Annotated in this window: 26 protein-coding genes; 17 read left to right on the top strand and 9 right to left on the bottom strand. The window is 39.9% G+C overall.

Annotated elements, in window-relative coordinates; translation table 11 throughout:
* Positions 1–60: 60 nt before the first annotated feature.
* From FZF08_RS09680 to FZF08_RS09655, 6 genes are all read left to right on the top strand, one after another.
* Positions 61–1,014 carry a class I SAM-dependent methyltransferase gene (locus FZF08_RS09680; protein ID WP_229216478.1) on the top strand — a complete coding sequence of 318 codons (954 nt, stop codon included), beginning with the start codon at positions 61–63 and terminating at the stop codon, positions 1,012–1,014.
* A gap of 84 nt (positions 1,015–1,098) precedes the next feature.
* Complete coding sequence (locus FZF08_RS09675) at positions 1,099–2,034, top strand: hypothetical protein (RefSeq protein WP_159468448.1); 936 nt, start codon at positions 1,099–1,101, stop codon at positions 2,032–2,034.
* Between the two features lie 185 nt (positions 2,035–2,219).
* The gene (locus tag FZF08_RS09670) at positions 2,220–3,038 is read left to right on the top strand and encodes a phytanoyl-CoA dioxygenase family protein (RefSeq protein ID WP_159468447.1); all 819 of its coding nucleotides are present in this window, start codon (positions 2,220–2,222) and stop codon (positions 3,036–3,038) included.
* A 72-nt stretch (positions 3,039–3,110) separates the two neighbouring features.
* Entirely contained in the window at positions 3,111–4,085 is a 975-nt protein-coding gene (locus FZF08_RS09665) for a glycosyltransferase family 2 protein (RefSeq protein WP_159468446.1), read from the top strand.
* A gap of 19 nt (positions 4,086–4,104) precedes the next feature.
* Positions 4,105–4,938: a glycosyltransferase gene (locus tag FZF08_RS09660; RefSeq protein ID WP_159468979.1), complete on the top strand. Its 834-nt coding sequence runs from the start codon at positions 4,105–4,107 to the stop codon at positions 4,936–4,938.
* 38 nt (positions 4,939–4,976) lie between these two features.
* Positions 4,977–5,741, top strand: a complete 765-nt coding sequence (locus tag FZF08_RS09655; protein WP_159468445.1) for a glycosyltransferase family 2 protein — start codon at positions 4,977–4,979, stop codon at positions 5,739–5,741.
* Between the two features lie 48 nt (positions 5,742–5,789).
* Here FZF08_RS09655 and FZF08_RS09650 read toward each other — a convergent pair whose 3' ends face one another.
* The 3 genes from FZF08_RS09650 to FZF08_RS09640 are packed head-to-tail and all read right to left on the bottom strand — an operon-like array spanning position 5,790 to position 8,924.
* Entirely contained in the window at positions 5,790–6,239 is a 450-nt protein-coding gene (locus FZF08_RS09650; protein ID WP_159468444.1) for a hypothetical protein, read from the bottom strand.
* Positions 6,240–7,403, bottom strand: coding sequence for a 1-deoxy-D-xylulose-5-phosphate reductoisomerase (locus FZF08_RS09645; protein ID WP_159468443.1), 1,164 nt, complete (start codon positions 7,401–7,403; stop codon positions 6,240–6,242).
* An 18-nt stretch (positions 7,404–7,421) separates the two neighbouring features.
* Positions 7,422–8,924, bottom strand: coding sequence for a GH3 auxin-responsive promoter family protein (locus FZF08_RS09640; protein WP_159468442.1), 1,503 nt, complete (start codon positions 8,922–8,924; stop codon positions 7,422–7,424).
* Positions 8,925–9,100: 176 nt separating this feature from the next.
* Between FZF08_RS09640 and FZF08_RS09635 the strand changes: the two genes are divergently transcribed.
* From FZF08_RS09635 to nadD, 7 genes are all read left to right on the top strand, one after another.
* Positions 9,101–10,126 (top strand): rod shape-determining protein, encoded by a 1,026-nt coding sequence (locus FZF08_RS09635; protein WP_137337963.1) that lies wholly within the window; start codon positions 9,101–9,103, stop codon positions 10,124–10,126.
* 67 nt (positions 10,127–10,193) lie between these two features.
* Positions 10,194–11,033 carry a rod shape-determining protein MreC gene (mreC, locus tag FZF08_RS09630; protein ID WP_159468441.1) on the top strand — a complete coding sequence of 280 codons (840 nt, stop codon included), beginning with the start codon at positions 10,194–10,196 and terminating at the stop codon, positions 11,031–11,033.
* The gene (locus FZF08_RS09625; RefSeq protein WP_159468440.1) at positions 11,030–11,533 is read left to right on the top strand and encodes a hypothetical protein; all 504 of its coding nucleotides are present in this window, start codon (positions 11,030–11,032) and stop codon (positions 11,531–11,533) included. Before mreC ends, FZF08_RS09625 begins: the two co-directional genes overlap by 4 nt.
* Positions 11,534–11,763: 230 nt before the next feature.
* Entirely contained in the window at positions 11,764–12,363 is a 600-nt protein-coding gene (locus tag FZF08_RS09620; protein ID WP_159468439.1) for a sigma-70 family RNA polymerase sigma factor, read from the top strand.
* An 88-nt stretch (positions 12,364–12,451) separates the two neighbouring features.
* Positions 12,452–12,742, top strand: a complete 291-nt coding sequence (locus FZF08_RS09615; protein ID WP_137337959.1) for a phosphohydrolase — start codon at positions 12,452–12,454, stop codon at positions 12,740–12,742.
* Positions 12,743–12,752: 10 nt separating this feature from the next.
* The gene (gene gmk, locus FZF08_RS09610; protein ID WP_159468438.1) at positions 12,753–13,322 is read left to right on the top strand and encodes a guanylate kinase; all 570 of its coding nucleotides are present in this window, start codon (positions 12,753–12,755) and stop codon (positions 13,320–13,322) included.
* 110 nt (positions 13,323–13,432) lie between these two features.
* Positions 13,433–14,005: a nicotinate (nicotinamide) nucleotide adenylyltransferase gene (gene nadD / locus FZF08_RS09605; protein ID WP_159468437.1), complete on the top strand. Its 573-nt coding sequence runs from the start codon at positions 13,433–13,435 to the stop codon at positions 14,003–14,005.
* 14 nt (positions 14,006–14,019) lie between these two features.
* Here the strand turns inward: nadD and FZF08_RS09600 are convergent, their stop codons facing one another.
* A complete protein-coding gene (locus tag FZF08_RS09600; RefSeq protein WP_159468436.1) occupies positions 14,020–15,762 on the bottom strand; it encodes an SWIM zinc finger domain-containing protein in 1,743 nt (580 codons plus the stop codon).
* A 429-nt stretch (positions 15,763–16,191) separates the two neighbouring features.
* Positions 16,192–16,584 carry a hypothetical protein gene (locus FZF08_RS09595; RefSeq protein ID WP_159468435.1) on the bottom strand — a complete coding sequence of 131 codons (393 nt, stop codon included), beginning with the start codon at positions 16,582–16,584 and terminating at the stop codon, positions 16,192–16,194.
* Between the two features lie 151 nt (positions 16,585–16,735).
* Here FZF08_RS09595 and FZF08_RS09590 point away from each other — a divergent pair, with 151 nt between their 5' ends.
* Positions 16,736–17,224, top strand: coding sequence for a nuclear transport factor 2 family protein (locus FZF08_RS09590; RefSeq protein ID WP_229216477.1), 489 nt, complete (start codon positions 16,736–16,738; stop codon positions 17,222–17,224).
* Between the two features lie 67 nt (positions 17,225–17,291).
* Here the strand turns inward: FZF08_RS09590 and FZF08_RS09585 are convergent, their stop codons facing one another.
* From FZF08_RS09585 to FZF08_RS09575, 3 genes are all read right to left on the bottom strand, one after another.
* Positions 17,292–18,008: a porin family protein gene (locus FZF08_RS09585; RefSeq protein ID WP_159468434.1), complete on the bottom strand. Its 717-nt coding sequence runs from the start codon at positions 18,006–18,008 to the stop codon at positions 17,292–17,294.
* 136 nt (positions 18,009–18,144) lie between these two features.
* Positions 18,145–19,074, bottom strand: a complete 930-nt coding sequence (locus FZF08_RS09580; RefSeq protein ID WP_159468433.1) for an AraC family transcriptional regulator — start codon at positions 19,072–19,074, stop codon at positions 18,145–18,147.
* 173 nt (positions 19,075–19,247) lie between these two features.
* Positions 19,248–20,387, bottom strand: coding sequence for an acyl-CoA dehydrogenase (locus FZF08_RS09575; protein ID WP_159468975.1), 1,140 nt, complete (start codon positions 20,385–20,387; stop codon positions 19,248–19,250).
* Between the two features lie 224 nt (positions 20,388–20,611).
* Here FZF08_RS09575 and FZF08_RS09570 point away from each other — a divergent pair, with 224 nt between their 5' ends.
* The 3 genes from FZF08_RS09570 (at position 20,612) to FZF08_RS09560 (ending at position 24,560) form a co-directional block, all read left to right on the top strand.
* On the top strand, positions 20,612–21,883 hold the full coding sequence (locus tag FZF08_RS09570) for a hypothetical protein (RefSeq protein ID WP_159468432.1): 1,272 nt from the start codon (positions 20,612–20,614) through the stop codon (positions 21,881–21,883).
* Positions 21,880–23,133 carry a hypothetical protein gene (locus FZF08_RS09565; protein WP_159468431.1) on the top strand — a complete coding sequence of 418 codons (1,254 nt, stop codon included), beginning with the start codon at positions 21,880–21,882 and terminating at the stop codon, positions 23,131–23,133. The genes FZF08_RS09570 and FZF08_RS09565 overlap by 4 nt, the downstream gene beginning before the upstream one ends.
* 74 nt (positions 23,134–23,207) lie before the next feature.
* Entirely contained in the window at positions 23,208–24,560 is a 1,353-nt protein-coding gene (locus FZF08_RS09560) for a MutS-related protein (RefSeq protein ID WP_159468430.1), read from the top strand.
* Here FZF08_RS09560 and FZF08_RS09555 read toward each other — a convergent pair.
* Positions 24,540–25,196, bottom strand: a complete 657-nt coding sequence (locus FZF08_RS09555; RefSeq protein ID WP_159468429.1) for an ATP-binding cassette domain-containing protein — start codon at positions 25,194–25,196, stop codon at positions 24,540–24,542. The genes FZF08_RS09560 and FZF08_RS09555 overlap by 21 nt on opposite strands.

Below are 25,196 nucleotides of genomic sequence, written 5' to 3'. Positions count from 1 at the left end.
TGCGGAAAACGAAGGATTGATAAAAACCAGAAGATTTATATAGTCCTTTTAGTAACAACAATGCCTAATTTTAAAGTACTTCTAAGAAAAAAAAGTAATTTTGGCTTAACACATCAATATAGCAAAAACGTAATGACGCATCAGGATTTTCTAAAAGCGTTGGTTTGTCCGCTTACCGGCAGTCCATTAACAATCGCCGCAGATGGCAAAACGCTTACCAGTGAAGATGGTACAATATATGAAGTAGGCGACACAGGAATTGTCAACATGCTTTATCCTAAGGAGTTACTACCAGGCGACGCACACGAACAATATCTTTACGATCAGGCATTCCTTCGTTATGACAAAGGTGTTTCCTGGGTTTTCGAAACTTTAAATCACTCCGATGAAGCAGCGACACGCCGCTTTTTTATTGATTTAATGGATTTGAAACCAGGTATGAAGGCGCTGGAAGTTGGCGCGGGAACCGGAAAAGACTCTGCTTTGATTTTGGAAAAAGTAAAACCAGGCGGAACTGCTGTTTTGTCAGATTTATCTCCAAATATGCTGAAACTCGCTCAGGAAAAACTTTCTACTGAGGATGTTAATGTTCATTATTTTTTAGGAAATGGTTCTTATTTGCCATTTGCCGACGATACTTTTGACGCTGTTTTTCACTTTGGGGGTATCAATACCTTCTCTGAAAGAAAAAGAGCATTTGATGAATTGACCCGCGTTGTCCGTCCGGGTGGAAAAGTTGTGGTGGGTGATGAAAGTGTTGCGCCGTGGTTACGGAATACACCGACTTATGCTACTTTATTGAAAGCAAATCCTCTTTTTCGTGCCGAGGTACCGATTGAAGATGTTCCTGCTAATGTTGAAAATTTCAAATTGCACTATGTTTTCGGGAATGCTTTTTATGTAATGGAATACACGGTTACAGCAAAAGCTCCGGAAGTTGATATCGATCTTCCGATTCCTGGAAAAGATTTCGTGGATAACTGGCGTTTGCGCGCTGACAAAGCGGAAGCTTAACAGGAGTTTTAGCATTTGATTTTACAGCAAATCTGTTTGTTGTAAATAATTTGCCGAAAGGCAGACTTTGAAATCAATAAAAATATGTGGGTTAAAAAAGGAGTAGTATACAAGCCGGATGGAACTTTGCCGCACAGTCTTTCGCATGCACAGGTTCCGTTCGCTTACAAGCATAAAGATTTTTTACGCGTTTATTTTTCATCCCGTGATGCAAGCGGTCAATCCAGACCGACCTTCATCGACGTAGATTATGAGGATCCTACCAAGATCCTTTATGTCCACGACAAACCTGTCCTTGAATTAGGCGGTCCGGGAGAATACGATGAAACAGGCGCAATGCCTGCCTGGTTTGTTGATATGCCAAATGGCGACATCTGGCTTTATTACACCGGCTGGAACAGAACCTGGAATTCTTACCGTTTGTCAATGGGACTTGCAGTAAGTAAAGATGGCGGGTTAACTTTTGAGAAAATGTTCAAAGGCCCGATTATGGATCGCAGCATTCAGAATCCGATCTGGGCTGCGCAACCTTCGGTAATTCGTGAAGATGATGGTACCTGGAGAATGTGGTACATTTCAGGACATAAGTGCGAATATATCCACGGTTATCCTGAACCATTTTATCGTGGTCAGTCTGCAACTTCGAAAGATGGGATTCATTGGGATATCAGTGATATTCCGACCCTTGATTTTGACGATTTCTTACACGCTGTGGGGCGTCCTAGTGTTTTTAAAGAAAATGACATTTACAAAATGTACTATTCTTACCGAAATTCAACGGATTATCGTACAGACCGAAACCAAAGTTATCGTTTAGGGTACGCAGAATCAACGGATGGAGAAACCTGGGAACGCAAAGACAATTTAGTAGGTATAGCAAAATCTGAAAATCCGGAAGATTTCGATTATCAGATGATCAACTACGCCAACTATTACGAGCATAACGGTAAGAAATATTTGCTTTATAATGGTAATGGTTTTGGTGCCGCAGGATTTGCCTATGCTGTTTGGGAAGATTAATTTTCCTGGTCATAAAAAAGAATAACCAAAGTCATTATTTGACTACCAAAAGAATTATAAATTTGCCAATAACAAATTGATATAAAAAATAAATTAAAATACCTCAATATCAGGTAGTTGCATCAATTTATTTATCAAATAGACAATTTGTTTTTCATTTTATAAATCGAAAATCAATAACAAAAATGAGCACACTTCAGCAGCAATTTAATAACGACGGCTTTGTAATCCTTCGTAATTTTCTAGATAAAGATTTAATCAATTCCATTTATACCGAGGCACGCAAAATCTTTGCTGCCCAGATAAAAAGAGTAACCGGAAAATCGGTTGACATTGATGACAAGGATGCCTTTGAAAATGCAATGTTTGAATTTTTCGAAAAGGATTTCACCGCATTTGTCAATACAGGAAAAACGGTTCAGCATTCATTTTCTTTGCACAGACTTGGTGTTGATCCTCAAATTGAGGCTTTATTAAAGCAGGTTGGTGTTTCTAATCCAATTATCGGAGCTCGTCCTGCGATGCAGTTCAACAGTCGTTTTTTGTCAAAAGATGGCAGCAAACACTGGAAACTGGATGCGCATCAGGATTGGCGTACAGGCCAGGGATCTTTGGATAGCACGGTGATCTGGTTTCCTATGGTTGACGCGGGTGCCGATATTGGCGCTTTGCAGGTTATTCCCGGCAGCCACAAAACGGGTTTGAAAGAATCCAATACTTCTGGTTATCAAGGTGGAATTACAGCTGGAATTAAAGATGAAGATTTTGTTCAGACCGAATTTTCAGTGGGTGATATTCTGATATTTTCTGCGTTTCTGGTACACCAGTCGGGAAATAATATCACGAATAACATACGCTGGTCGGTTCAGTTGCGGTATAACAATCTTGACGAACCAACTTTTGTTGAACGCGGATATCCGATGGCTTACATTTATGCCCCGGAAAAAGAATTGGTGACGCCCGATTTCCCAACCGTGCAGCAATTACAGCACGTGTTTAGCTGAGAAAGTAATGGCTCTACCATTTTTGTGACGAAACGTGAAGAATATCAGCTAATCCATTGACAGTTAAAAATTATGAATAAGGTAAGTGTTGTTATACTTACGTTCAACCAGGCCGCTTTTATTGGTAAAACGATAGAAAGTGCTTTGAATCAAACGACAAATTTTGATTACGAAATACTTGTAGGCGACGATTTCTCAACGGATGGAGCGAGAGATATTATTTTAGATTATCAAAACCGGTATCCCGGAAAAGTAAAGGCCGTTCTGCATTCCAAAAATCTTGGGCAGAATGGTCTTTTTAATACAATTGAAACGCTTAAACTTGCTGACGGACAATACATTGCTCCTTTGGATGGTGATGATTACTGGACTGACGTTACCAAACTTCAAAAACAGGTAGATTTTATGGATTCCCATCCTGATTATTCTGCCTGTTTCCATAACGCGCTTATTACGTTTGAAGACGGTTCTCCTTCCGTCGAGGTGAATCCGCCTAATCAGAAGACAAAAATCGAAATGGAAGACCTCATCGGAGAGGATGAGATATGGTTCATGGCGACTTCGGCTGTGATGTTCAAAAATCATTTAATGAATTATCCCGAATGGTTTTTAAAATCAACCAGCGGCGATATTCCACGTTATGTGATTCTGGCAAAAAATGGACCGATCGGATATATTCCGGGCGTGATGTCGGTTTACAGAAAAAATAAAGGCGGCGCCAGCTTTAAAGATCATTACCGCGACGTACGTTTTTTGCGTAACCGGATTATGATGTACAAAGGTATTAATGAAGAAACGAATCATCAGTTTGATAAATCTCTGCGAAAAAACATTGCGAGATATTATCGTATGCTGCTGGACGCCAGGCAAATGTCAGGAAGCTATTTTAGAAAAGCTGGTCTGGCTGCAAATTATCTTTTTCTCAAAAGTGCTGATTTAACTGAATGTAAGGAAATAACGCGTGATTATATTCTTCCAAAATGGATGATGAGTGTTTACAGTTTTGTGGCCCTTTTGCCGTATCGGATTCGTCAGTCAAGTCATTGAACAATTATTTTGAATGACTATGCTAAAAGTTTCCGTTTGTGTCCCAACGTTCAATCACGAAGCGTATATTGAGCAGATGCTGAAAGGAGCTCTCATGCAGGAAACTGATTTTGAGTATGAAATTGTAATTGGTGATGATGCTTCCACAGACAATTCCCAGCAGATAATTCAAAAATATGCCGAACAATATCCTGAAATAATCAGGGCTTATCTGCATAAAGAAAATCAGGGACCTGCCACTCCGCGCGAATTTGCAGGAAGAAATAATGTGCTGCAATTGCTGAAAGCCTGCAAAGGTGAATATGTTGCGATGTGCGAAGGGGATGACTACTGGACGGATCCTCACAAACTCCAAAAACAGGTTGATTTTCTGGATTCGCATCCGGATTTTGCCATTTGTCATCACAACATGCTGGTTACTTATGAAGATGGATCTCCCAGCAATACCTTTAATAAAGCTTCACAGCCCCTTGTTTCTACAATTGATGATATTCTTCAGGATCGATGGTTTATGGCCACAGCGAGCTGGATGTACAGGAATTATTTCCTGATAGATGATTTTGCTCCCTGGCATGCACTTGCGGCCGCAGGCGACTGGGCATTAAGTATCCAATTGGCTGCAAAAGGAAAAATTGGATACTTGCCGGAGGTTATGGGTGTGTATAGAAAACACAGCGCAGGCCTCAGTAATGTACACTCCAATGTGAATATATGGTTTTTGATAAACCGAAAAGAAATGTTTGAAAACGTGAACATTTGGCTTGATAAAAAGTACGATGCTACCATTATCAAAACCGTGGCTAACTATCATGAACAACTACGAAAACTAGAAAAAATTGGCAGTTCAATATAATACTCTTTAATTTGTACTGTTTTCCAATCCTGATATAGATGAAGCTAAGTGTTGTAATACCAGCATATAACGAAGAAGAATCAATCACTGATACTTTAAGGTCACTTTACCAAACCTTGAAGAAGTACAATATTCCACACGAAATTTTTGTGACGAATGATAATTCAAAAGACGGAACCGTCCGTGTTTTGGATGAGCTTTCCCTGGAAATTCCAACGCTCGTTTACCAGACTAATCTGGGACCGAATGGTTTTGGATATGCTGTACGTTATGGTCTCGAACGTTTTTCGGGAGATTGCGTGGCAGTATTTATGGCCGATTTATCCGATGATCCTGAGGATCTTGTGAAATATTACAACAAAATGCTGGAAGGCGATTATGACTGCGTTTTCGGTTCCCGTTGGGAAAAAGGCGGGAAAGTAATTGACTATCCGGCATTGAAAAAAGTGATCAACCGTGTGGCAAATTTCATCGTTCGCATGATCATGGGTATCAAATACAACGATACAACCAATGCTTTCAAATTATACAAAAGAGAAACTATTGAAGGTATTAAACCTTTCCTTGCCCCGCATTTCAACCTTACGATTGAGCTTCCTTTGAAGGCGATCGTTCGTGGTTACAATTACGCGGTCGTTCCCAATAGCTGGACAAACAGGAAATATGGCGAGTCGAAATTGAAGATCAAAGAAATGGGAAGTCGTTATTTCTTTATTTTGATGTATTGCTTCATCGAGAAGTTTTTCTCCCGCGGTGATTACATGAAAAAGTCAGTAGCTCCGAAAAAAGAAGTTAGCAGATAATTTCAACATGAAATCATTTTTAGAAAGCGTGCATTTTTGTACGCTTTTTTATTTTATCCATTCCTGAATAAACGTCATTTTATGCGCGATGTAGGAAATAAAAAATCCCCAGCCCAGCGCACTTAATGTCATATAAAGAAAAATAGAAGTTCTTGGAACACGGAAAGCTACGGCTAGCGCAGTCCCAAAAATGGGTGTAAAAAGCGGCGGCGTCAAAAGTGCGATGCCGATGATCCCGAATTTCTTCCAGATCCGTACCGCCATGCGGTTTGTTTTACTAAATCTTTTTGGCTCACCTTTTCTGTGCTTTTTCAAAAGTGCCTGAATACCTTTTCCTACGTACGTCACAACCAAAACGCTGAACATCATCCCGGCAATTGAACAAAGTGCGGTTTCAATCCAGGTCAGGTTTAAGATAACGCCGGTAATTGGGCCTCCAAAAAATTTAAGCGTACTGGCTAGAGCAACGGATATATATTTCAAAAAAATTCCTTTCATCTATACTTTTACTTGTATCATTTCCAAAGCAAAGCGCCTTGTAGCTTCATTGGTATTCACGTAGTCAAGATAGGTCGGATTTTCAACATAGGCAATTTTAGCAATGCTTTCGATGATCACATCCGAAATTTCCAGAAATCCAATCCTGTCCTGAAGAAACGCTTCCACTGCAATTTCATTGGCTGCATTCACAATACATGCAGCATTTCCTCTTTTTTCCAAAGCCTGATAAGCAATCGCAAGGTTCCGGAAAGTTTCAAGATCCGGTTTTTCAAATGTTAGCGCCGGATACGCTGCAAAATCAAATCTTGGAAAAGAAGATTTTAACCGATATGGATAGTGTAGCGCATATTGAATGGGCAATTTCATATCAGGTAACCCCATTTGCGCTTTGATGCTTCCATCTTCAAACTGGACCATCGAATGAATAATGCTTTGCGGATGAACGATCACATCGATCTGACTGGCAGCAAGGTCGAATAACCACTTGGCTTCGATTACTTCCAGGCCTTTGTTCATCAGCGTAGCGGAATCAATCGTGATCTTTGCTCCCATACTCCAATTAGGATGTTTGAGCGCCTGTTGTTTGGTAACGGATGCCAAAAAAGCACTGTCTTTTCCTCTAAATGGCCCGCCAGATGCTGTCAGGATTATTTTTTCAACCGGATTATTTTCTTCTCCCGTCAAACATTGGAAAATCGCAGAATGCTCGGAATCCACCGGGTAAATACTGACATTATTTTCTTTGGCAAGATTGGTAATTAATTCTCCCGCAACAACCAGTGTTTCTTTATTTGCCAGAGCGATATTTTTGCCTGCTTTTATGGCATGAATTGTCGGCAGTAATCCAGCATAACCCACCATTGCAGTTAATACGATATCGATAGAATCAGATTCTACAACGGAAACCAAAGCTGAATTTCCACCGTATACTTTTATTGAAAAGGAAGAAAGTGCGGCAGACACTTTGTCATAAAATGACTCGTTGCCTATTACCACCACTTTTGGCAAAAACTTTACGGCCTGTTCAATCAGCAGATCAGCATTGTTCTGAGCTGTGAGTACTTCCACAGAAAAAATTTCAGGATAGGCTTCAATAACATCCAGAGTCTGCGTCCCGATAGAACCTGTGGAGCCTAAAATGGCTATTCTTTTTTTTGACATGATTTCTTTAATAAAGACTTACAACGAATTAATTTTCGTCAACGCATCCGCAATGTTCCGGTCGTTGGAAAGTCTGGGTACTTTATTTTGCCCGCCCAATTTTCCGCTGGCTCTCATATAATCAATAAAGGAATTTTTACGCAACGGAGTCATCACCAACTGACGCAAAATACTTCCTTTAATCAAATCATCATAATACACATTTAATTCAGTAAGCCTACGGTCAAGATCGCTTACAAATTGTTCCATGTTAACCGGCATCGTTGCAAATTCCACAAACCATTCGTGATATGGCAAACTTCCCTGATTTGGCGTCACCATAGGCGCAACAGTAAATTCAACCACTTCCACTTCCGGATGACGTTCCATGGCATAGCGAAGTGCTTTTTCTATCTCTTCGCCAATCACATGTTCCCCAAACGCAGAAATAAAATGTTTGATTCTTCCCGTTACCAAAATCCGGTATGGATCCGTTGAAACAAATTTTATGGTATCTCCAATGGAATAACCCCAAAGGCCTGCATTACTACTTACTACAACCGCATAATTTTTGCCAGTTTCAACCTCTTTAATTGAAAGCCTTTTCGGCTGTTCATCAAAAAAGTTTTCAACCGGAATAAATTCGAAAAATATTCCTGAATTTAACAGCAAAAGCAACCCTTCTTCCTTTTGAGAATCCTGATAGGCGAAGAAACCTTCGGAGGCCGGATACAATTCGATCGAATCGATTCTTTTTCCAATGGATTCGTAAAGTTTTGCACGATACGGCTCAAAGTTTACACCGCCATAAATAAAGAGCGAAAAGTCAGGAAAAACGTCTTTGATCTTCTTTCCGGTTCTGTCAATAATCCGGTCAAAATACATCTGGACCCAGGGAGGAATTCCCGAGATCAGCGACATCGGCTGGTCTATGGTTTCATCAATGATTTTGTCCAGTTTTGTTTCCCAGTCTTCGATGCAATTGGTCTCGTAACTTGGTAACTGATTTGCCCGTAGATAGGCAGGAACATGATGATTTGATATACCCGACAAACGGCCCGTAAGCACGCCTCCAGTTTCTGTCATCACCGGACTTCCTGAAAGAAAAATCAGTTTATTATCCAGAAATTCAGCTTTCCCGGTTTCTGCGATATAACTTAAAATGGCGTTTCTGGCAGAATTGATATGATTTGGAATCGATTCTTTTGTAATAGGAATATATTTTGTACCGGATGTCGTACCTGATGTTTTGGCAAAATAAAGCGGTTTCCCAGGCCAGAGAATGTCAGGTTCTCCCGCTTTAAGGTGCGTGATATATCCCTTCAAATCCTCATAATCACGAACCGGAACTGCTTCTTTAAACTCTTCATAGGTATGAATATCTTTAAAGAAATGATCCTTTCCGAACTGCGTATTCATGGCTTTTACAACCAGTTTTGCACGCCATTCTTCCTGCACTTCGGTGCTTCTGGCGATCCAGTTCTGTTGTTCTTCAACAATATATTTAGCCAAAGGATGGCTCAAAAGTGCTTTGATTCCCATATTAAAAACAAATGTACACAGGATTTATAAATTCTATTCTACAAGCCTAAAACACACTCGTATACAGGCTAAAAAACATACCCCGGGTGAAATTTGTTAAATGCCTTTGTTTGTGGGTAATAATCTGTAATTTTGCACACCTGAAATCAAAGTGAGCGAAAATTTTAAAAATATATATGGGATTGTTTGATTTTTTGACGAGTGATATCGCGATAGATTTGGGTACGGCAAATACTCTTATCATCCATAAAGATACAGTAGTTGTTGATGAGCCATCGATTATCGCCATGGATAAAACCACAGGCAAAGTGTTAGCGATCGGGCACACAGCTATGCAAATGCACGAAAAGACGAATGAAAATATTAAGACCATTCGTCCTCTAAAAGATGGTGTAATAGCCGACTTTACCGCTGCGGAAATGATGATCCGTGGTATGATCAAGATGATTGATACCGGAAGCCGTTTCTTCACACCTTCCCACAGAATGGTGGTTTGCATACCATCAGGAATTACCGAAGTTGAAAAACGTGCTGTAAAAGATTCATGTGAGCACGCAGGTGCCAAGGAAGTGTACATGGTTCACGAACCGATTGCTGCCGCTATTGGTATTGGAATCGATATTACACAGCCAAACGGTGTGATGATCGTTGATATTGGCGGTGGTACAACCGAAATTGCGGTTATCGCACTTTCTGGTATCGTTTGTGAACAATCTGTACGTATTGCCGGTGATGTTTTTACAAGAGATATCGTTGATTATATGCGTCGTGAACACAATCTTTTGATTGGTGAGCGTTCTGCTGAATTAATCAAAATGGCGATTGGATCTGCTTCTCCCGAACTTGAAAATGCTTTGGAAGATTACCAGGTTCGCGGACGTGATTTGATGACCGGTATTCCAAAAGAAATTCGTGTTACTTACAGCGAAATCGCTTATTCGTTAGATAAATCAATATCTAAAATCGAAGAAGGCGTGATGAAAGCGCTGGAAATTTCCCCTCCTGAACTTTCAGCAGATATTTTCAAAAATGGTATCTGGCTGACGGGTGGTGGCGCTTTGATCCACGGTTTGGACAGACGTATCTCGCAAAAAACCAAATTACCCGTGCACATTGCAGATGATCCGTTAAAGGCGGTGGTAAAAGGTACCGGTGAGGTCCTTAAAAATCTGGAATTGTACAAACCTGTTTTGATTTCGTAGTATAGGATCGTTCACAACGTGTCAGTTGAAATTTCAGCTGACACGTTGCGTGTGAATATATTAGCCCATGCTTCAGTTAGTAGATTTCGTTGCCCGGAATCGTTTCTTTTTGGTATTTATCTTGCTGGAAGTTTTCAGCGGATGGTTAATTGTGCGCAGTAATTCGTATTGGGGTGCCACATATTTCAATACGTCCAATTACTACGTCGCCAAAACGCTTGCTCTTTCAAGCTCGGCAGAGAAATATACACATCTCGATGAAGTAAATGAGGATCTGGCCGCTGAAAATGCCCGGCTTAATGCGCTGGTAGCTTCTTTAAGCCAGAAAAATGCAAAAGACGCACCTCTTGGTTACGTTCCGGATTCTGCTTTCAATTCAAGATTCACCTATACGGTTGCGAAAGTAGTTGATAATGAAATCAACCGGACCAACAATTACATTACGATCGATAAAGGCACTAAGGATGGAATTCAGCCTGATATGGGTGTAATTTCAGCAACTGGTGTTGTTGGAAAGGTTCGCTTTTGTTCCGCAAATTATTCTATTATCACTTCCATTTTGCATTCCCAGTTTATGGTTTCCTCGAAGCTGGTCCGCAGCAAGGAAATCGGTACCGCCAAATGGCCAGGAAAAGATCCCAATATCCTTGATCTGGTAGACGTTTCACGTTATACCAAAGTTTACAAAGGAGATTCCGCCGTAACTTCCAATATGAATTCTGTTTTTCCGCCGGGTATCATGGTTGGAAAAGTAAAATCTGTTACCGTTCATCCCGATCAGACTTTTTACAATATAAGCCTCGATCTTGCAACAGACTTTAGAAATCTGTCTTTCGTATATGTAGTAAAAAATAAGCAGCTTGGAGAACAGGAAAAATTAAAACAACGCATAGGAGACCGTCAATGAGTTTACGCCAGGCAATACAATATTCCTTAATGGTCATGCTTTACCTGCTGCTGCAGATCTTTTTCATGCGCAATATGGTGTTGTTTAATTATGCCTTTTGTTTTGTTTACATTGCCGGCATTCTGATTTTGCCAGCAGAAATCAGCAGAATGTATCTGCTGTTGATTGGATTTGCTATTGGATTTACGGTTGATATTTTTTCCAATACTTTCGGAATGCATGCAGCAGCCACTGTCCTCATCGCTTACCTCCGCCCCTTTCTTATCCAGTATCAAATGGAATCAAAGGGTGCAGAACGAACCGATATTGGAATACGAAGTCAGGGAATCGGCGCCTTTTTGGCTTATATTCTTCCCTTAATTTTAATTCACCACGCCATGCTTTTTTTAATGGAAATGAATAATTTTGGTATGATATTGCATACATTGATCCGAATTGCCGCCAGTGCCTTGTTTACACTAATAATGATTGTACTCTTGGAACTTTTTTCAAGAAGGTAACATGACAATTTGACCTACCCTCCATACCTGGCTCGAAATTTGATGTTGATACATGAATTAACGATGGTCCCGTCTTTTTTCGAGATCATTAATGTCAGGTAAAAGTCCTTTCAGCGAAAAAAATGTGCATCCCGAAATAATGGCAGTTCAGGAAGTTAGAATCGCCGTTCATCAAAATTTGCTTTGTACGATTTGGAGCTGTTGATAATCTTTGTAAATTCAGCATTCCTATGTCAGTTGCTATGTCAGAATCGATCACCACTAATGAATACACAGACGACCTCCGCTATGAGGTTTTCAACCGTGAATTCATGCCACACATAGACTCCATGTATAACTTCGCCTTCCGCCTAACCATGGACGAAGACGATGCAAACGACCTGGTGCAAGATACATACCTGAAAGCTTTCCGGTTCATTTCTTCTTTTGAGCAAGGTACAAATGCCAAAGCATGGCTTTTCCGTATCCTCAAAAACAGCTTTATTAACGATTATCGTAAAAAAAGTAAGGAGCCGTCCAAAGTAGATTACCAGGAAGTTGAAACAACATACAATTCGGAAGAAGCGTCGGATACTACCTACACGGTTGACCTTCGCGCCGATGCCGTTCAGGAGCTTATTGGCGACGAAGTTGCCAATGCATTGAATGCACTGCCTGTTGACTTCCGGACAGTGATTATTTTATGTGATATTGAAGGTTTTACTTATGAGGAAATGGCCAAAATCCTGGACATTCCAATCGGTACCGTCCGGTCAAGATTGCACCGTGCGCGTAACCTTTTGAAAGAAAAACTAAAAAGTTACGCTAGTTCAATGGGTTATGATTCATAACCCATGAAACTTTTTTTATGCATTATGGAGTTATAGGTTACAGTCGTACATATATATTCCAAAAATCAACTTACCAGCATAATTTGTGATGAATGCATCTTCCCATACGCCTTCTGTTACAGAAGAAGCGCAAAAACAAACCATGAAGCACAGCTGCGAGCATCATGCTGAATGCATGAAAATCATTCAGTCGATTCTTGATGACGAAGCTACCGAAGCAGAGAAAGACCATTTCAGGGAAAACATGGATAAATGCCTTCCTTGTATCGAGGCTTACCGCCTTGAAAAATGCATAAAGGAATCACTAAGTCTCAAACTTGTGAAAAAACCTTGTCCTCAGAGTATTATGGATACCATTTTGTCCAAAGTAAACAGTTAGTCGGGTCCGCGTGAAAGGTAAGCTTATCATATTTTCTGCCCCATCAGGTTCTGGGAAGACAACCATAGTCCGGCATCTTTTAAATAAATATTCCTCGCAATTAGCGTTTTCGGTTTCGGCTTGTACGCGTAACCGCCGTGAATATGAAGTGGACGGGAAAGACTATTACTTTCTATCCATTGACGATTTCAGACAAAGGATTGCAAATCAGGAATTTGCTGAATGGGAAGAAGTATATGCAGGAAACTATTACGGAACATTAAAAGCTGAAATTCAAAGACTTTGGAATGAGGGAAAGCATGTTGTTTTTGATGTTGATGTTAAAGGTGGACTGAAATTAAAGGAAGCTTACAAAAAAAATGCTCTTGCGGTTTTTGTGAAAGTTTCATCCGAAGAGGAAATCGAACGCCGATTAGGTGGACGTGGGACTGAAACAGAAAAAACCTTGGCTACGCGCCTTGCAAAAGTTCGTTATGAGTTAAGTTTCGAACATGAGTTTGATACCGTGGTGATTAACGATAATCTAGAAGATGCTTTGCAGGAAGCCGAAAATCTTATTGAAAAATTTATTACTGCCTGAAAATAATCAATGTCATATATTTGTCAGTATTTTGTCATTTTTGTCATGAAATTTATTTTCGAAACCTCTTCAGGTATTTCTCCTCTATCAGCCCAAATTTTTAAAATTTTATGAAGATTGGTCTGTTTTTCGGATCCTTTAACCCAATCCATATTGGTCATTTAATAATTGCCAATACCATGGCAACGGGTACCGATCTGGAACAGGTCTGGTTTGTGGTAAGTCCTCAAAATCCTTTTAAAAAAAATAGCAGTTTGCTGCACGAATTTGATCGCTTTGATCTGGTATCGCGAGCTGTGGCCGATAATTCATTATTGAAAGTTACTGATATTGAGTTTCATATGCCAAAGCCCAGCTTTACCATTGATACGCTGATCAGAATGCAGGAAAAATATCCGCAGCACGAATTCAAGCTGATTATGGGTGAAGACAATCTCGCACAATTTCCAAACTGGAAAAACCACGATAAAATACTGGAATATGTAGGTCTATACGTATATCCGCGCCCGAATTCCCAACCACACAAATTTAAAGATCACCCGGCCGTAAAATTTGTTCAGGCTCCCCTGCTCGACATTTCTGCCACCTTTTTGAGATCTTGCCTGAAAAGTGGAAAATCAATCCGTTATATGGTTTCGGAACCGGTAGAAGAAATGATCCGGCTTAAGAAGTTTTATAGTTGAACAATTTTGAAATTTTATTTCAATTTATTCAACTCGTCCAGCATGGCGGGTCTGCGTGGATATTTTAACTTTAATGACTCTGCCACTTTATTAATCTTCTCCCTGCTTTCCGGAATTGCTTTCAGTACTTTCTTCATATCCGCAACCAATTGAGCATAGTGGGATCTCGAACTACCCTCATCACCGGATTGAATCAAGGCAGGAATAAACAGCTCCGTCATTTCAGCAGGAAATTCAGAAGCCAGCACCGGCAGGTACTGCAAAAGAGTATTGAGCTTAGGGAATCCTTTGACAAGCTCAAATAATTCATTCCACTGCTTCTCTTCCACATAAATCGGCGCAAGGATCGCTAATAAATTATATTCCGCGGACCACCATCGATTGCCCTTATTTTTGTTCGCCAGGGCTTTTATCTGAGTGGTTCTTTTCTCAATAAGCTGATTAAATTCTTTTTCCCATTCCTGTTTGCTAAAAGTCCTTTTCCACTGCTGATAGTAAACCGGGCTGAAACCATAGTTAAATGCAAAACCAGCAGTGTAGTACCGGACTCTTTCTACATCTCCCTCCAGTTCCGCAATTTTCAGGAGCACTTTTTTCCATTCAGAAACTGTTCCGATATTAACCTTTTGTTCAGCAATCCAAATACCTTCATTTATCAATATTTTGGCAGAAATATAATCTTTCCTATCCATTGCCTTCTGTACCATGCCTTGCCTGATCTCTACAATTTCCAGGTTTTCCAAAGCCAGCTTTTCTGCCTTTTGCTCATTTCCCATTTCCTGATAAAACAAAATCTTTTGCTTGATAAAAAATTCAGCACGATATTCATTATATCTCTCGGAAGCTTTCCGCTCTATCTTTCGATCAAGAAACAAGAAAAACTCTTTTTCCTTGAACAACAGAACAGCCAGATTTCGATATACCTCAAAAAGATCATATCCATAGTCACCGTAGTCGAAATAAGTCCCGTTCGAAAGCTCGGTGTCCAGAAAAGTAAAGAGATATTCCTTTAACTCCCGTGAACATAGATCTGATTCCGCTACCGTACCCAGCAATTCGATAGCCTCCGTAATTGTATCTCCTAATTTTCCACTGGAATCATCACAATTCCGAATAACTTCCATCACCAGTTGTTTAAGTATGACTTCGACAATCGTCAAACCATCTTTAAAATTATCGGTATTGATAGATTCCGAGGCTTTGGAAAGAATTGTATCCATCTCACGGGACAACGCATTGGTAGCTTGGTAATCAACAAAACCATGGCTGGTATGAGACCGGATCGTTTTTTTAACCAGATCGGTATATTTCTGTTTCAGGTCAATCCGCTCGTCTTTATGCGCAAAGTATAGTTCAAACTGTGCTTTAAACTTTTTATCATTACTTGCATACGCCTCCACAAAAGCCTGCAATTCTGGCCGGGTTACTTTTCCTACCAGATCAGCGAAAGAAAGTTTTTTTGCTTTTTTTACTGGTTTGATCTTAATCGTTTTCAGCTGCTCTTTTATAGCATACAAAACGGCTACGGCATGTTTGCAAATATCAACCTCATGCGGACAATCACAAAACACCGTTGCTATCTCGCCCTTTCCTTTCAGAGCAATTTCAACCGAATAAACCTCAGAACCTTCCACCTCAGCCGTCCAAAGCCCACTTTCGTCCTGATCCGTATACACAACAGCTCCATTTTTGAAATATTCCTTTCCTCGTTTGAGAATTGTGGGGTCAGTTTGTTGTTCGAAGGTTTGGAGGGTCATAGGGAGATATTCTTAAATTGAAATAACAAGAGCAAATTTAATGACACCAATTTAATTTTGTGTCTAAGACAGATAAAAATATAGGCGGCTCCGATGGAGCCGGTAAACAAATGACGCGATTTATTGCTATGAACAGGATGTTCCAAAAAGAACAAAATCAAAGAAAATTGATCCTGCGACAACTCCATAGGAGTATCCTGTTTATAGAAAAAATATGGAATTGTTTGAATTTGGCTCCTTAGGAGCCTCCCGTGACATAAGTAGCCATCTAATCCTATTTTCACCACGGGATAGCTTGATTTTTTGATAGTTTTACCCAAATGGCTCATTCTAAATCAGCCACATAACCAAGCTCTCAAAGCCGGAGATTCACAAAAAGTATTGTCATTCGATTTCAGCTCTATCACTAAATGCCTCATTCAAAACCAATCACAGCGGTCGACTCTGATAGGTAATTTCCGACATCAACCCGATCGCATTAAATTTCAATATCACTTTCCGGGCATCCGATTTTTTGGTGATGTCATCACATTGAGCCCCCTTTTCCAAAAAATAAATATAGAATTTTGTATTGCGTTCGCCCAGCTGGTGAATATCAGGTCTGCCAAGAATTTTACCAATATCGTCTGCAAACTTTCCCAGCAATTGTTTCTGTTCCGTTTTTAAATCGGATATTAGTGCAACACGCTCACCTTTGCATCCTCCACGGTCCTGACGCCATTTTTTGACGTCAAGTTTGCCCAATTTATCCGGAGGGGTGGAACAGGCTGCTAAAAAGACAAAAAGCCCTAAAACTGAAAAGAATGATTTTATTTTTGTCATATCCTGTTACGCTTCTTCGTTTATCCTAAATCAAAGGCGAATATAATCACAAGACAGGAAACCGTTTTGAGTATTGATTAAAATCAAAAAAATCCTTGATGGCCCTCTGTTAGAAAATCATTAAGATTATACAAAACATTTGTACTTCATTATGCTTTTTTGCAGATTTCATGAACATTTCCTTAATACCAATCTCAGATATTTTATGAAAAGATTATTGCTTTTCGGCTTCCTTACTTTTGGCTCTGTTTCCGCTTATTCACAGGCTAGCTTTTCATCGGCAATGGATGCGACGGAATGTTCCAACACCTTTTTTAAAGCACTTTTAGAAGAAGACAGTAACGCACTTAATAATGTCCTTGCTGATGATTTTTCTATTGTCAGTTTCGATGGACGCCAAATTGACCGCGACATGCTTTCTCAGGCCGTGGCACAAGGTTACCTGACTGTTGAAACGGGAATGCTTTCTGGTACTCGTACCCGTAATTATGGTGACGTTGGCGTGATCACGGGAACATGGAATGTGAAGGGAAAAATCGAATCCAACGGCTTTCAAAATGAAGTTACTTATACCGTGGTTTCCGTAAAAAGTGGTGGCATTTGGAAGGTTGCGACAGTGCAGTTGACGCCAGTTCATTAGAATTTTAAAGTTAAATGAGAAAGTTCCTTATTAAATAGCCCTCTCATTTAACTTTAATTACCAAATATTATTTCCCAACTGGGACAAGAATGCCCAAATGAACAGATGCACCACGGTTATGAACTTTTGAATTGTCATCACCGTCAATAGGCGTCGCTAAATTTCTCAATCCAAAATGATAACGTCCTTCCGCGAATATCTTTAAAATACCCAGCGGATACGCTACGCCAACTCCACCCAGGATTCCGTAATCAAATTTACGTGAGCCTTCACCAAAACTGTAAGAACTTTCATCATTTTCTTCTGAAATTAATTTGCCATCAAGGTAAGATTTCACACTTGACTTTTGCTTCAAATTATTGGTAAGCAAACGAAACTCCGGGCCAATGGAAAATATACCTTCAATTTTTCCAAGCTTTGGTTTAAATTGAAACAAAACCGGCATCTCAATATAATTGATTAACAATTTTGCTCTAAGTTCTACCTTTGCATCTTGGTTATTAATAACCTGACTTACTGTTTCAGAGATCCTCGTACCGCGCTGAGAAAACCCAGGCTCAAATTGAATACTAGTTGTTCTGCCAATCGGCACATTAAAGAGAACAGCGAAATTAAGGCCCGTTTTAGCCTTGAATGGATATTCCTGGCCGGTATCATCCTGTACTGCCAGGTTAGCAAAATTAGCCCCTGCCCGAAGCCCTACGCTCATCTGCGCCTTCGTTACAAACGACAGTAAAAACAAACAAAATAAAAACAATAATGATACATGTGAAGATTTTTTCATGAGCCAAGCTTTTATTTGAGTAGTAAGCGAAATATAGGATTTATAATTATTAAAATAAAAATTATGATTATAAAAAAACAAAAAAAGAGCTGCCTTTTCAGACAGCTCTAATTCTTAATTATTTCTCTGCTTAAAACTAAACGTTCATCAAAGATTCACGACGACGCATTTTACCGGCTGGAATACCAAACATCATTTTGAAACGACGGCAGAAGTAAGCTGTGTCTTTGTATCCAACGTCAGAACCGATCGCACGGATGCTTTTCTTCGAAGTACGAAGCAGGTCAACCGCTTTTTCCATACGTTGGTATTCAATATAATCCTGAGGATTAATACCCGTCAGCATTTTGAAATACTGTCCAACGTAATCTTCCGATACGTTCGCTACGTTTGCCAAAACTTTATTGGACAGATCGCCCCCCAAATTGTCTTTGATATAAGCAAAGATATCGATCAAACGAGGGTCCTTGAAATAAGTACTGTTTGTAACAAGTTGTTCAACAAACAATTTATTTTTAAGAATGTAACGAATAATTTCGATTACAACTTCTTCTGTTTTGATTTTGATGATACGTCCCTTACCAGGAATATCAAGCATATCTTCTGTCAGGATCTGATTGATCGTGATTGCGATCTGATCGTCTCTTTTGATCAAAAACGGAGGAACATCCAGCGATGTAAAGAAGTTAACCGTATCAAAAACTTTCGCCTCAAAAGAGATCAAACCAAATGAATTTGGCAATTTTCCGATTAAAGCGGGGTCATGTCCGGCTTCTATATAATTATCCCGGTTTGTCATGAACTCTTCGTTCGAAACCGTTTTGGCTGTTTGGGTATTTCCGTAAGTTACCGTTGCATGTTTTCCACCTGGAATAAACAACATGTCACCTTCCTCTACCTTATGAGATTCTTCGCTACCAAACGAAACTTCTCCATCGTACAAAATTGTAAGTGAATTCTGTACGTCGTAAAAATTCTTGATCGTGATCGGTTGTAAAATACGGATATGTCTCGCTTTTACAAATTTCACGCCTAATGACTCAATAATCTTATTATAGTCTTCCATACATGTATATATTTAGGGCCCAAAAGAACCGATTATTCAATTTTTGTACAAATCTAATAAATTGTACAAAACTAATACAAGCATGTATTAACAAAAAATATAAAAAAAGTATCTTTTTAAGATGAAATTAATCCCACATTTAGAACAATATGCAGGAAAATGCCCAAAAGGGCCTATTTTAGCAACTCACGAGCAATTACTAATTTTTGGATTTCAGAGGTACCTTCATAGATTTGTGTAATTTTTGCGTCGCGCATCATACGTTCCACATGATATTCCTTCACATAGCCGTAACCCCCGTGAACCTGAACGGCTTCCGTTGTCACCCACATGGCAACATCGGACGCAAAAAGCTTGGCCATGGCGGCTGCCTGAATGTAATTTTTGCCCTGATCTTTAAGTCTCGCTGCTTTATAAACCAGTAACCTTGCTGCCTCGATACGGGTTGCCATTTCTGCCAGCTTGAACTGTATTGCCTGATGATCGCTGATCGGCCTCCCGAAAGTTTTTCTTTCCTGTGCATATTTTAACGATAATTCGAAAGCTCCTGCCGCAATACCTAATGCTTGTGCAGCGATACCAATTCTGCCTCCGTTCAAAACCGTCATCGCAAATTTGAATCCAAAACCATCTTCTCCAATCCTGTTTTCCTTCGGAACTTTCACATCTGTAAACATCAAGGTATGCGTATCCGATGCCCTGATTCCCATTTTATCTTCTTTCCGACCCACCATAAACCCGGGCGATCCCTTTTCAACAATTAAAACGTTGATACCCTTATGACCCTTTTCCGGATGGGTTTGCGCCATAACCAGGCAAATTTCCGATGAATTTCCGTTTGTGATCCAGTTTTTGGTACCGTTTAATAAATAGTGATCGCCCATATCTTCTGCCGTCGTATGCTGAGAGGTAGCATCGGAACCAGCCTCCGGCTCCGACAAACAAAATGCGCCTATTTCATCGCCTGAGGACAACCGGGTCAGATATTTTTTCTTTTGTTCCTCCGTTCCATACGCCTGGATTCCCCAGCAAACCAGCGAATTATTCACAGACATAATCACAGCGGCGGATGCATCAACTTTGGAAATTTCCTCCATGGCAATCACATACGAAATGGTATCCATGCCTCCACCTCCATATTCCGGCTTTACCATCATGCTTAGAAAACCGAGATCCCCCATCTTTTTTATCAGGGTTCTGTCAAATTTCTGATCATTATCACGTTCAATGACACCTGCTAATAACACGTTTTGAGCAAAGTCGCGTGCAGCATCTTGCACCGCCTCATGTTCTTCACTCATATTGAAATCCATTCCGGTTAACTGCGCACTGTATGGCATAAAAAAGTACTTTTATTTCTAATGAATCGATCAAAAATAACATTTTCGCAATTAGTATGCAAGCATACTAATTTCTAACTTATTAAAACTTTGTGTTTTGCTGATCATTTTGAAAAAAAGATATCTTAAGTTTGCGCCTTCGTATATATTTACTCTGACTTATATCAGCACACTTCATAAAAGACATTTTTCAAAACATGCCCATTCTTACCGTTTTTTATATCAAGCTTTTCATCAACCTGGGTCTCACGCTGGGTATTTTCTGGGGGATAAGCCGATCTGATCTTTTTTCCAAATGGCAGCAGGAAAAGGAAAAATCAATTTTCGCGATTGCTTTTATCCTTCTTCGACTTATTCCGTGGATACTTATTTTCCTTGTTGCCAATGAAGACCCACGCGGTGATATTCCTTTTTTCTTTTACAAAGCAGAAGCGGCCAAAGCAGGCGGTTTTGTTTATCGTGATTTCTGGTCATATCACGCTCCGCTATATGCGTACATTATTACCATTCCAATCTGGATCTGGCATAATGCCCGCGCCATCGTACTTTTTATGGTTGTAATGGAAAGTGCTATTCTCTGGCTTACCTATCAAACTTATAAAATCAAAAGCAGCCGGGCTTTGCAGCTTGCCATCATTTATTTGATGTTGCCAGCTGGTTTTATGTATATTCTTGTAGACGGCCAGGAAGAAGTCTGGTTTTGGGGCGCTGCCTTATTGATCTGGCGTTACACGATCAAACATAAAGAAAACTATGAAATTGGTGTCGGGCTGCTTTTTGCGCTGACTTTGCTGACAATCAAAGTAACCTTTATCTTTTTGCTTCCTGCAATTCTGGTTGTTGTTAAAAAGCCGATCAAAATGCTCATCGTTATGGCAGTCGTTGGCATTCCTGCCGTTGGATTTTTGTACTGGCAGATCGGTGATTTATTCCTGATGCCAATTCGCCACACGGAACAGTTAATGACGCCAAATCTATTCTCCACCAGCCGGCCTTTTGTTGAATTGTTTATTCATATCAATGAGAAAAAGTCGACTATGATCAACTGGATTGGTTTACTGTTTACCGTTTTCATCCCGACTTACATGGCTTTCAAAGCGCGTCACAGACATATTAGTGAAATTTTGCCTGGAATATTTATCGCTGTTTTTGTTTGTATGATGATTTTCCAGGCCAGTGCCATGGGTGCGTATCTTATTGCTTATTTGATGGCGGTTCTGTTTGATATTATTGATATCAGAAAAACCTGGCACGTTGCCGTTCTGTTGGTTTTAAACTGGCTTACCGTTGTTCAGCCTTTTGTTTGGGTTTACATTGGCCAGCCTTCCTACACTTCCTTTGGCATGTTCGGAAATCTTTCCAACCTGTTTGAATACACGTTACAAATCCTGAATGTGTTATGTTATGTCTGGGTTTTACGCCAAACGTATCAAAACGTAGTAAACCCTGATAAACTGGCAACGGCATGAATATCGTTTTAGGAAAATTAGGCATTAGCCTTGCCGCCATTGTGCTGTTGATTATCGTTATTTCCCAACGGAAAAAGATTTCAGCATGGCTTGAAAATAAAAGTGTCAGAGTTTCATTGATTATTGGCTGGATTATTTTCCGCCTGATTCCGTTCGTGGCCATTTACCTTATTGCCAACATTACACCAACTTCTGATGTTTTAGGTTTTTGGGATGAAGGCAGCAAAGCATCGATGGGACAGATCGTCTACCGCGATTTCTGGTCGCCATATTCTCCGCTTTACGCCTATTTTGTAGGAATCTGGTTAAAGCTTTGGTATGATCCGAAAATGATCGTACTCACGATGGCCGTCATGGATGGCGTTGCATTATGGGTTTCCTGGCACTTTTTCCGCCCTTTTCAATCCCGCGGATCGTTTTTATTTAAGGCACTGGTTTACCTGATACTTCCCGGATCTTTGGTGCTCTGCATCATCGGCGCGCAGGAAGATGTCTGGATGTGGCTTTTTGTTGTGCTGGCTTATTTGGTAAGAGAAAAAACGGTAAGGGTGGAATGGTTTGCAGTGGTTTTAGGAATTGGTTTATTGATGACAAAAGCCATTTTCGTTTTGATCCTTATTCCGATTTTTCTTCTTGAAAAACATAAAATCCGGTTTGTTATTCCGATGGCAATTGTAGGAATTATTGCTTTGGGAATATTGTACCCGTTGGTAGGTCTGGATTTTATGCAGCCATTGGATGAAGCAAAAGTTTTGCGTGCACCAAATATTCTTGCCATTATTAATCCCTGGTTTTTTAACGGAATTGGTGTTGGTGAAAAATTCTGGAACTGGGTTGGGTTGGTTGTATCGGTCGGACTTGCCTGTATCGCTGCTTTTCGTTTGCAAAATGCCGATTTCCGGATTATGCTTTCACGCGTTTGGGTGGTTTTATATGCGACTATGATGGTGATACAGCAAAGTGCATACAGCAATTATATTTTCCTGTTTCTGATTCCATTGGTGTTTTATGTGATTGACTGGACGAGCAAGAAACAGATTATTTTACTGCTTATTTTCAATGTGCTTTGCGTAGTGCATCCTTCCTACTGGTGGCGGTTAGGAATGCCGCGTTACCTGAAACCTGCTGATATCACCGCTTCAACAGATTTTATTGTTGATTATATTTTCCAAATCAGTATTATCGTCCTGACGGGATATTTTGTTTGGCTTGCATTTCCGAAAAAGCAAACACGAAATCAGATTAACTAACTGATTTTTAACTATTTTTAAGAAAATTACTTTCCACGATCTGCATACTTTTGGAGATAGATAAATCTTCATGTATGCATTCCGTCGACAGTCACACGCTTGATGAGTTACAAATTCAGAGCCGCAATAGCAAGGAAGGAAGTATTCTGCAATTCTTTGATCACGCGAAGACCCAGGGCGGGCAGGACTTTCTGAAAACACTGATTGCCAAACCCAAGAATTCCCTTCCTGAAATTCTGTCTTTTCAATCTCTGCTAAAATCAATTTCTCAAAATATTGAATCCTGGCAGCTGAATGTGTCGCGGGCCTATATAGCCGCCGCCGAAAGTTATTACGCTTCCAACATCTCCTATACGATGTCCCAGGATATGTTTAAACACTGGGTCGATACATTTTTCTATTCCCGCCGCCATCCTGCTGAATTTTATCTTGTTCAAAGCGGTTTGACTGCTACTTTGATGCTGATACGCGGTATGCGTGATTTAGTTATTTGTTTTGAAAACGAAACGATTCCGGATGATGCGAAGGATGATTTTAATTTTCTGACCAAATTTCTGTTGTCTGATAGTATCAATTCTTTTCTCAAAACCAAAGACGACCGGCTTTCTCTAAGTTCCGTTTTTTACAGAGATTATTATTTCAGAATCACACACAAAGAATCATTTCGGAGACTTCTCGATATCTGCTATACTTTTGACGCCTATGTTTCCATTGCCTCTGCCCAAAGAAAATACAATTTAAACTTTCCGGAATTTGTTGAAAATGATACCACTTTTGAAGCAGAAAAAATCTGGCATCCGCTGATCAAAAATGCTATTCCGAATGATTTCGTAGTAGCTGAAGAAAGATCCCTTTGTTTGCTAACAGGGGCTAATACCAGTGGCAAGACGACTTTTCTGAAAACCTGTGGTGCTGCCGTGTATCTGGCGCATCTGGGCTGGCCTGTTCCGGCTGTCAGGATGAAAATTTCGTTCTTCGATAAACTGTTTACTTCCATTCATCTTACTGATAATCTGGAACTTGGTTATAGCCATTTTTACAATGAAATTATGCGGATAAACGATATCGCCGAAGCATTAAATCATGGAAAAAAATGTTTTGTGATCATCGACGAACTCTTTCGTGGTACCAATCAGGAGGATGCTTTTCATTGTTCCAAAACGGTTGTCGATGGTTTTTCCAATCACGTAAATTCTATCTTTCTGGTATCCACACATCTTTACGAATTACTTGAAAATTATAAAACTTCCCGTGCCACTTCCTTCCGTTGTTTTAAAACAAAAGTTACCGGATCAGATTTTGAAAATACGTTTCAAATTGAAGAAGGAATAGCGTCCGAGAAAATTGGACAGCTGATTTTGAAGAAAGTGGGGATACCGGAGCTTTTGAAAATAAAAGTTTCTGAGTCAGGAAATGTATCCAAGTGATTTCAAATTCTCCTGCGGCTCCTTTAACAAAACACTTTTACCACCCGGAATAATGAGATACACAGCATCGCTGGCCGATAATACATATCGGTAAAAATGATCCGACAAAATAATCCCCTTGTTATTTTTTTGTTCATTAATTATGACTAGCAATTGTTCGATAATAACAGGATCAAGATGTGTAAAGGGTTCATCCAGCAAAACAAATGAAACCGGTGAAAGTAAAATCAGTAATGTTTCAACTAGCCTCATATTACCACCTGATAAATTCCAAAGTTGTTCTTTTTTGTATTTCTCCAAATCAGGAAAGTTCGAAACCATTTCCGAAAAAGAAACGCTATACAAACTGCATAACTTTTCAACGGTTAAACCCTTCGGAGCAAACGGAACCTGCGGCAAATAACGCAATAGATTTTTTTCGAGGTAAGGATGTGAAACATAGTCGCCATTAATCCTAACAGATTGATTTTGTCCTCTCAACGAGCCAAATATCATCCTTAATAAACTTGTTTTGCCAGTTCCATTTCTACCAAGCAAGCCTGTTACCTTTCCCGTTTCAACTTTCAAATAAATGCTTTGAAGTACTTTCCGTCCATTATATTCCAGCCAAATGCTATCTGCTTCGAGAATATCCAT

Source organism: Dyadobacter sp. 3J3, assembly GCF_009801115.1.
In the GTDB taxonomy this organism is placed as follows: Bacteria; Bacteroidota; Bacteroidia; order Cytophagales; family Spirosomataceae; genus Dyadobacter.
Note: the sequence above shows the minus strand (reverse complement) of the source record. Positions and strands in the feature narration are given on the sequence as shown.

Coding starts and splice junctions, on each gene's coding strand:
- FZF08_RS09595 (WP_159468435.1), bottom strand. CDS start 16,584: ATGACAAAAATAAAATCATTCTTTTCAGTTTTAGGGCTTTTTGTCTTT.
- nadD (WP_159468437.1), top strand. CDS start 13,433: ATGAAGATTGGTCTGTTTTTCGGATCCTTTAACCCAATCCATATTGGT.
- FZF08_RS09680 (WP_229216478.1), top strand. CDS start 61: ATGCCTAATTTTAAAGTACTTCTAAGAAAAAAAAGTAATTTTGGCTTA.
- FZF08_RS09640 (WP_159468442.1), bottom strand. CDS start 8,924: ATGGGAATCAAAGCACTTTTGAGCCATCCTTTGGCTAAATATATTGTT.
- mreC (WP_159468441.1), top strand. CDS start 10,194: ATGCTTCAGTTAGTAGATTTCGTTGCCCGGAATCGTTTCTTTTTGGTA.
- FZF08_RS09565 (WP_159468431.1), top strand. CDS start 21,880: ATGAATATCGTTTTAGGAAAATTAGGCATTAGCCTTGCCGCCATTGTG.
- FZF08_RS09670 (WP_159468447.1), top strand. CDS start 2,220: ATGAGCACACTTCAGCAGCAATTTAATAACGACGGCTTTGTAATCCTT.
- FZF08_RS09620 (WP_159468439.1), top strand. CDS start 11,764: ATGTCAGTTGCTATGTCAGAATCGATCACCACTAATGAATACACAGAC.
- FZF08_RS09585 (WP_159468434.1), bottom strand. CDS start 18,008: ATGAAAAAATCTTCACATGTATCATTATTGTTTTTATTTTGTTTGTTT.
- FZF08_RS09555 (WP_159468429.1), bottom strand. CDS start 25,196: ATGGATATTCTCGAAGCAGATAGCATTTGGCTGGAATATAATGGACGG.
- FZF08_RS09600 (WP_159468436.1), bottom strand. CDS start 15,762: ATGACCCTCCAAACCTTCGAACAACAAACTGACCCCACAATTCTCAAA.
- FZF08_RS09635 (WP_137337963.1), top strand. CDS start 9,101: ATGGGATTGTTTGATTTTTTGACGAGTGATATCGCGATAGATTTGGGT.
- FZF08_RS09570 (WP_159468432.1), top strand. CDS start 20,612: ATGCCCATTCTTACCGTTTTTTATATCAAGCTTTTCATCAACCTGGGT.
- FZF08_RS09675 (WP_159468448.1), top strand. CDS start 1,099: ATGTGGGTTAAAAAAGGAGTAGTATACAAGCCGGATGGAACTTTGCCG.
- FZF08_RS09650 (WP_159468444.1), bottom strand. CDS start 6,239: ATGAAAGGAATTTTTTTGAAATATATATCCGTTGCTCTAGCCAGTACG.
- FZF08_RS09625 (WP_159468440.1), top strand. CDS start 11,030: ATGAGTTTACGCCAGGCAATACAATATTCCTTAATGGTCATGCTTTAC.
- FZF08_RS09655 (WP_159468445.1), top strand. CDS start 4,977: ATGAAGCTAAGTGTTGTAATACCAGCATATAACGAAGAAGAATCAATC.
- FZF08_RS09580 (WP_159468433.1), bottom strand. CDS start 19,074: ATGGAAGACTATAATAAGATTATTGAGTCATTAGGCGTGAAATTTGTA.
- FZF08_RS09575 (WP_159468975.1), bottom strand. CDS start 20,387: ATGGATTTCAATATGAGTGAAGAACATGAGGCGGTGCAAGATGCTGCA.
- FZF08_RS09560 (WP_159468430.1), top strand. CDS start 23,208: ATGCATTCCGTCGACAGTCACACGCTTGATGAGTTACAAATTCAGAGC.
- FZF08_RS09615 (WP_137337959.1), top strand. CDS start 12,452: ATGAATGCATCTTCCCATACGCCTTCTGTTACAGAAGAAGCGCAAAAA.
- FZF08_RS09660 (WP_159468979.1), top strand. CDS start 4,105: ATGCTAAAAGTTTCCGTTTGTGTCCCAACGTTCAATCACGAAGCGTAT.
- FZF08_RS09645 (WP_159468443.1), bottom strand. CDS start 7,403: ATGTCAAAAAAAAGAATAGCCATTTTAGGCTCCACAGGTTCTATCGGG.
- FZF08_RS09590 (WP_229216477.1), top strand. CDS start 16,736: ATGCTTTTTTGCAGATTTCATGAACATTTCCTTAATACCAATCTCAGA.
- FZF08_RS09665 (WP_159468446.1), top strand. CDS start 3,111: ATGAATAAGGTAAGTGTTGTTATACTTACGTTCAACCAGGCCGCTTTT.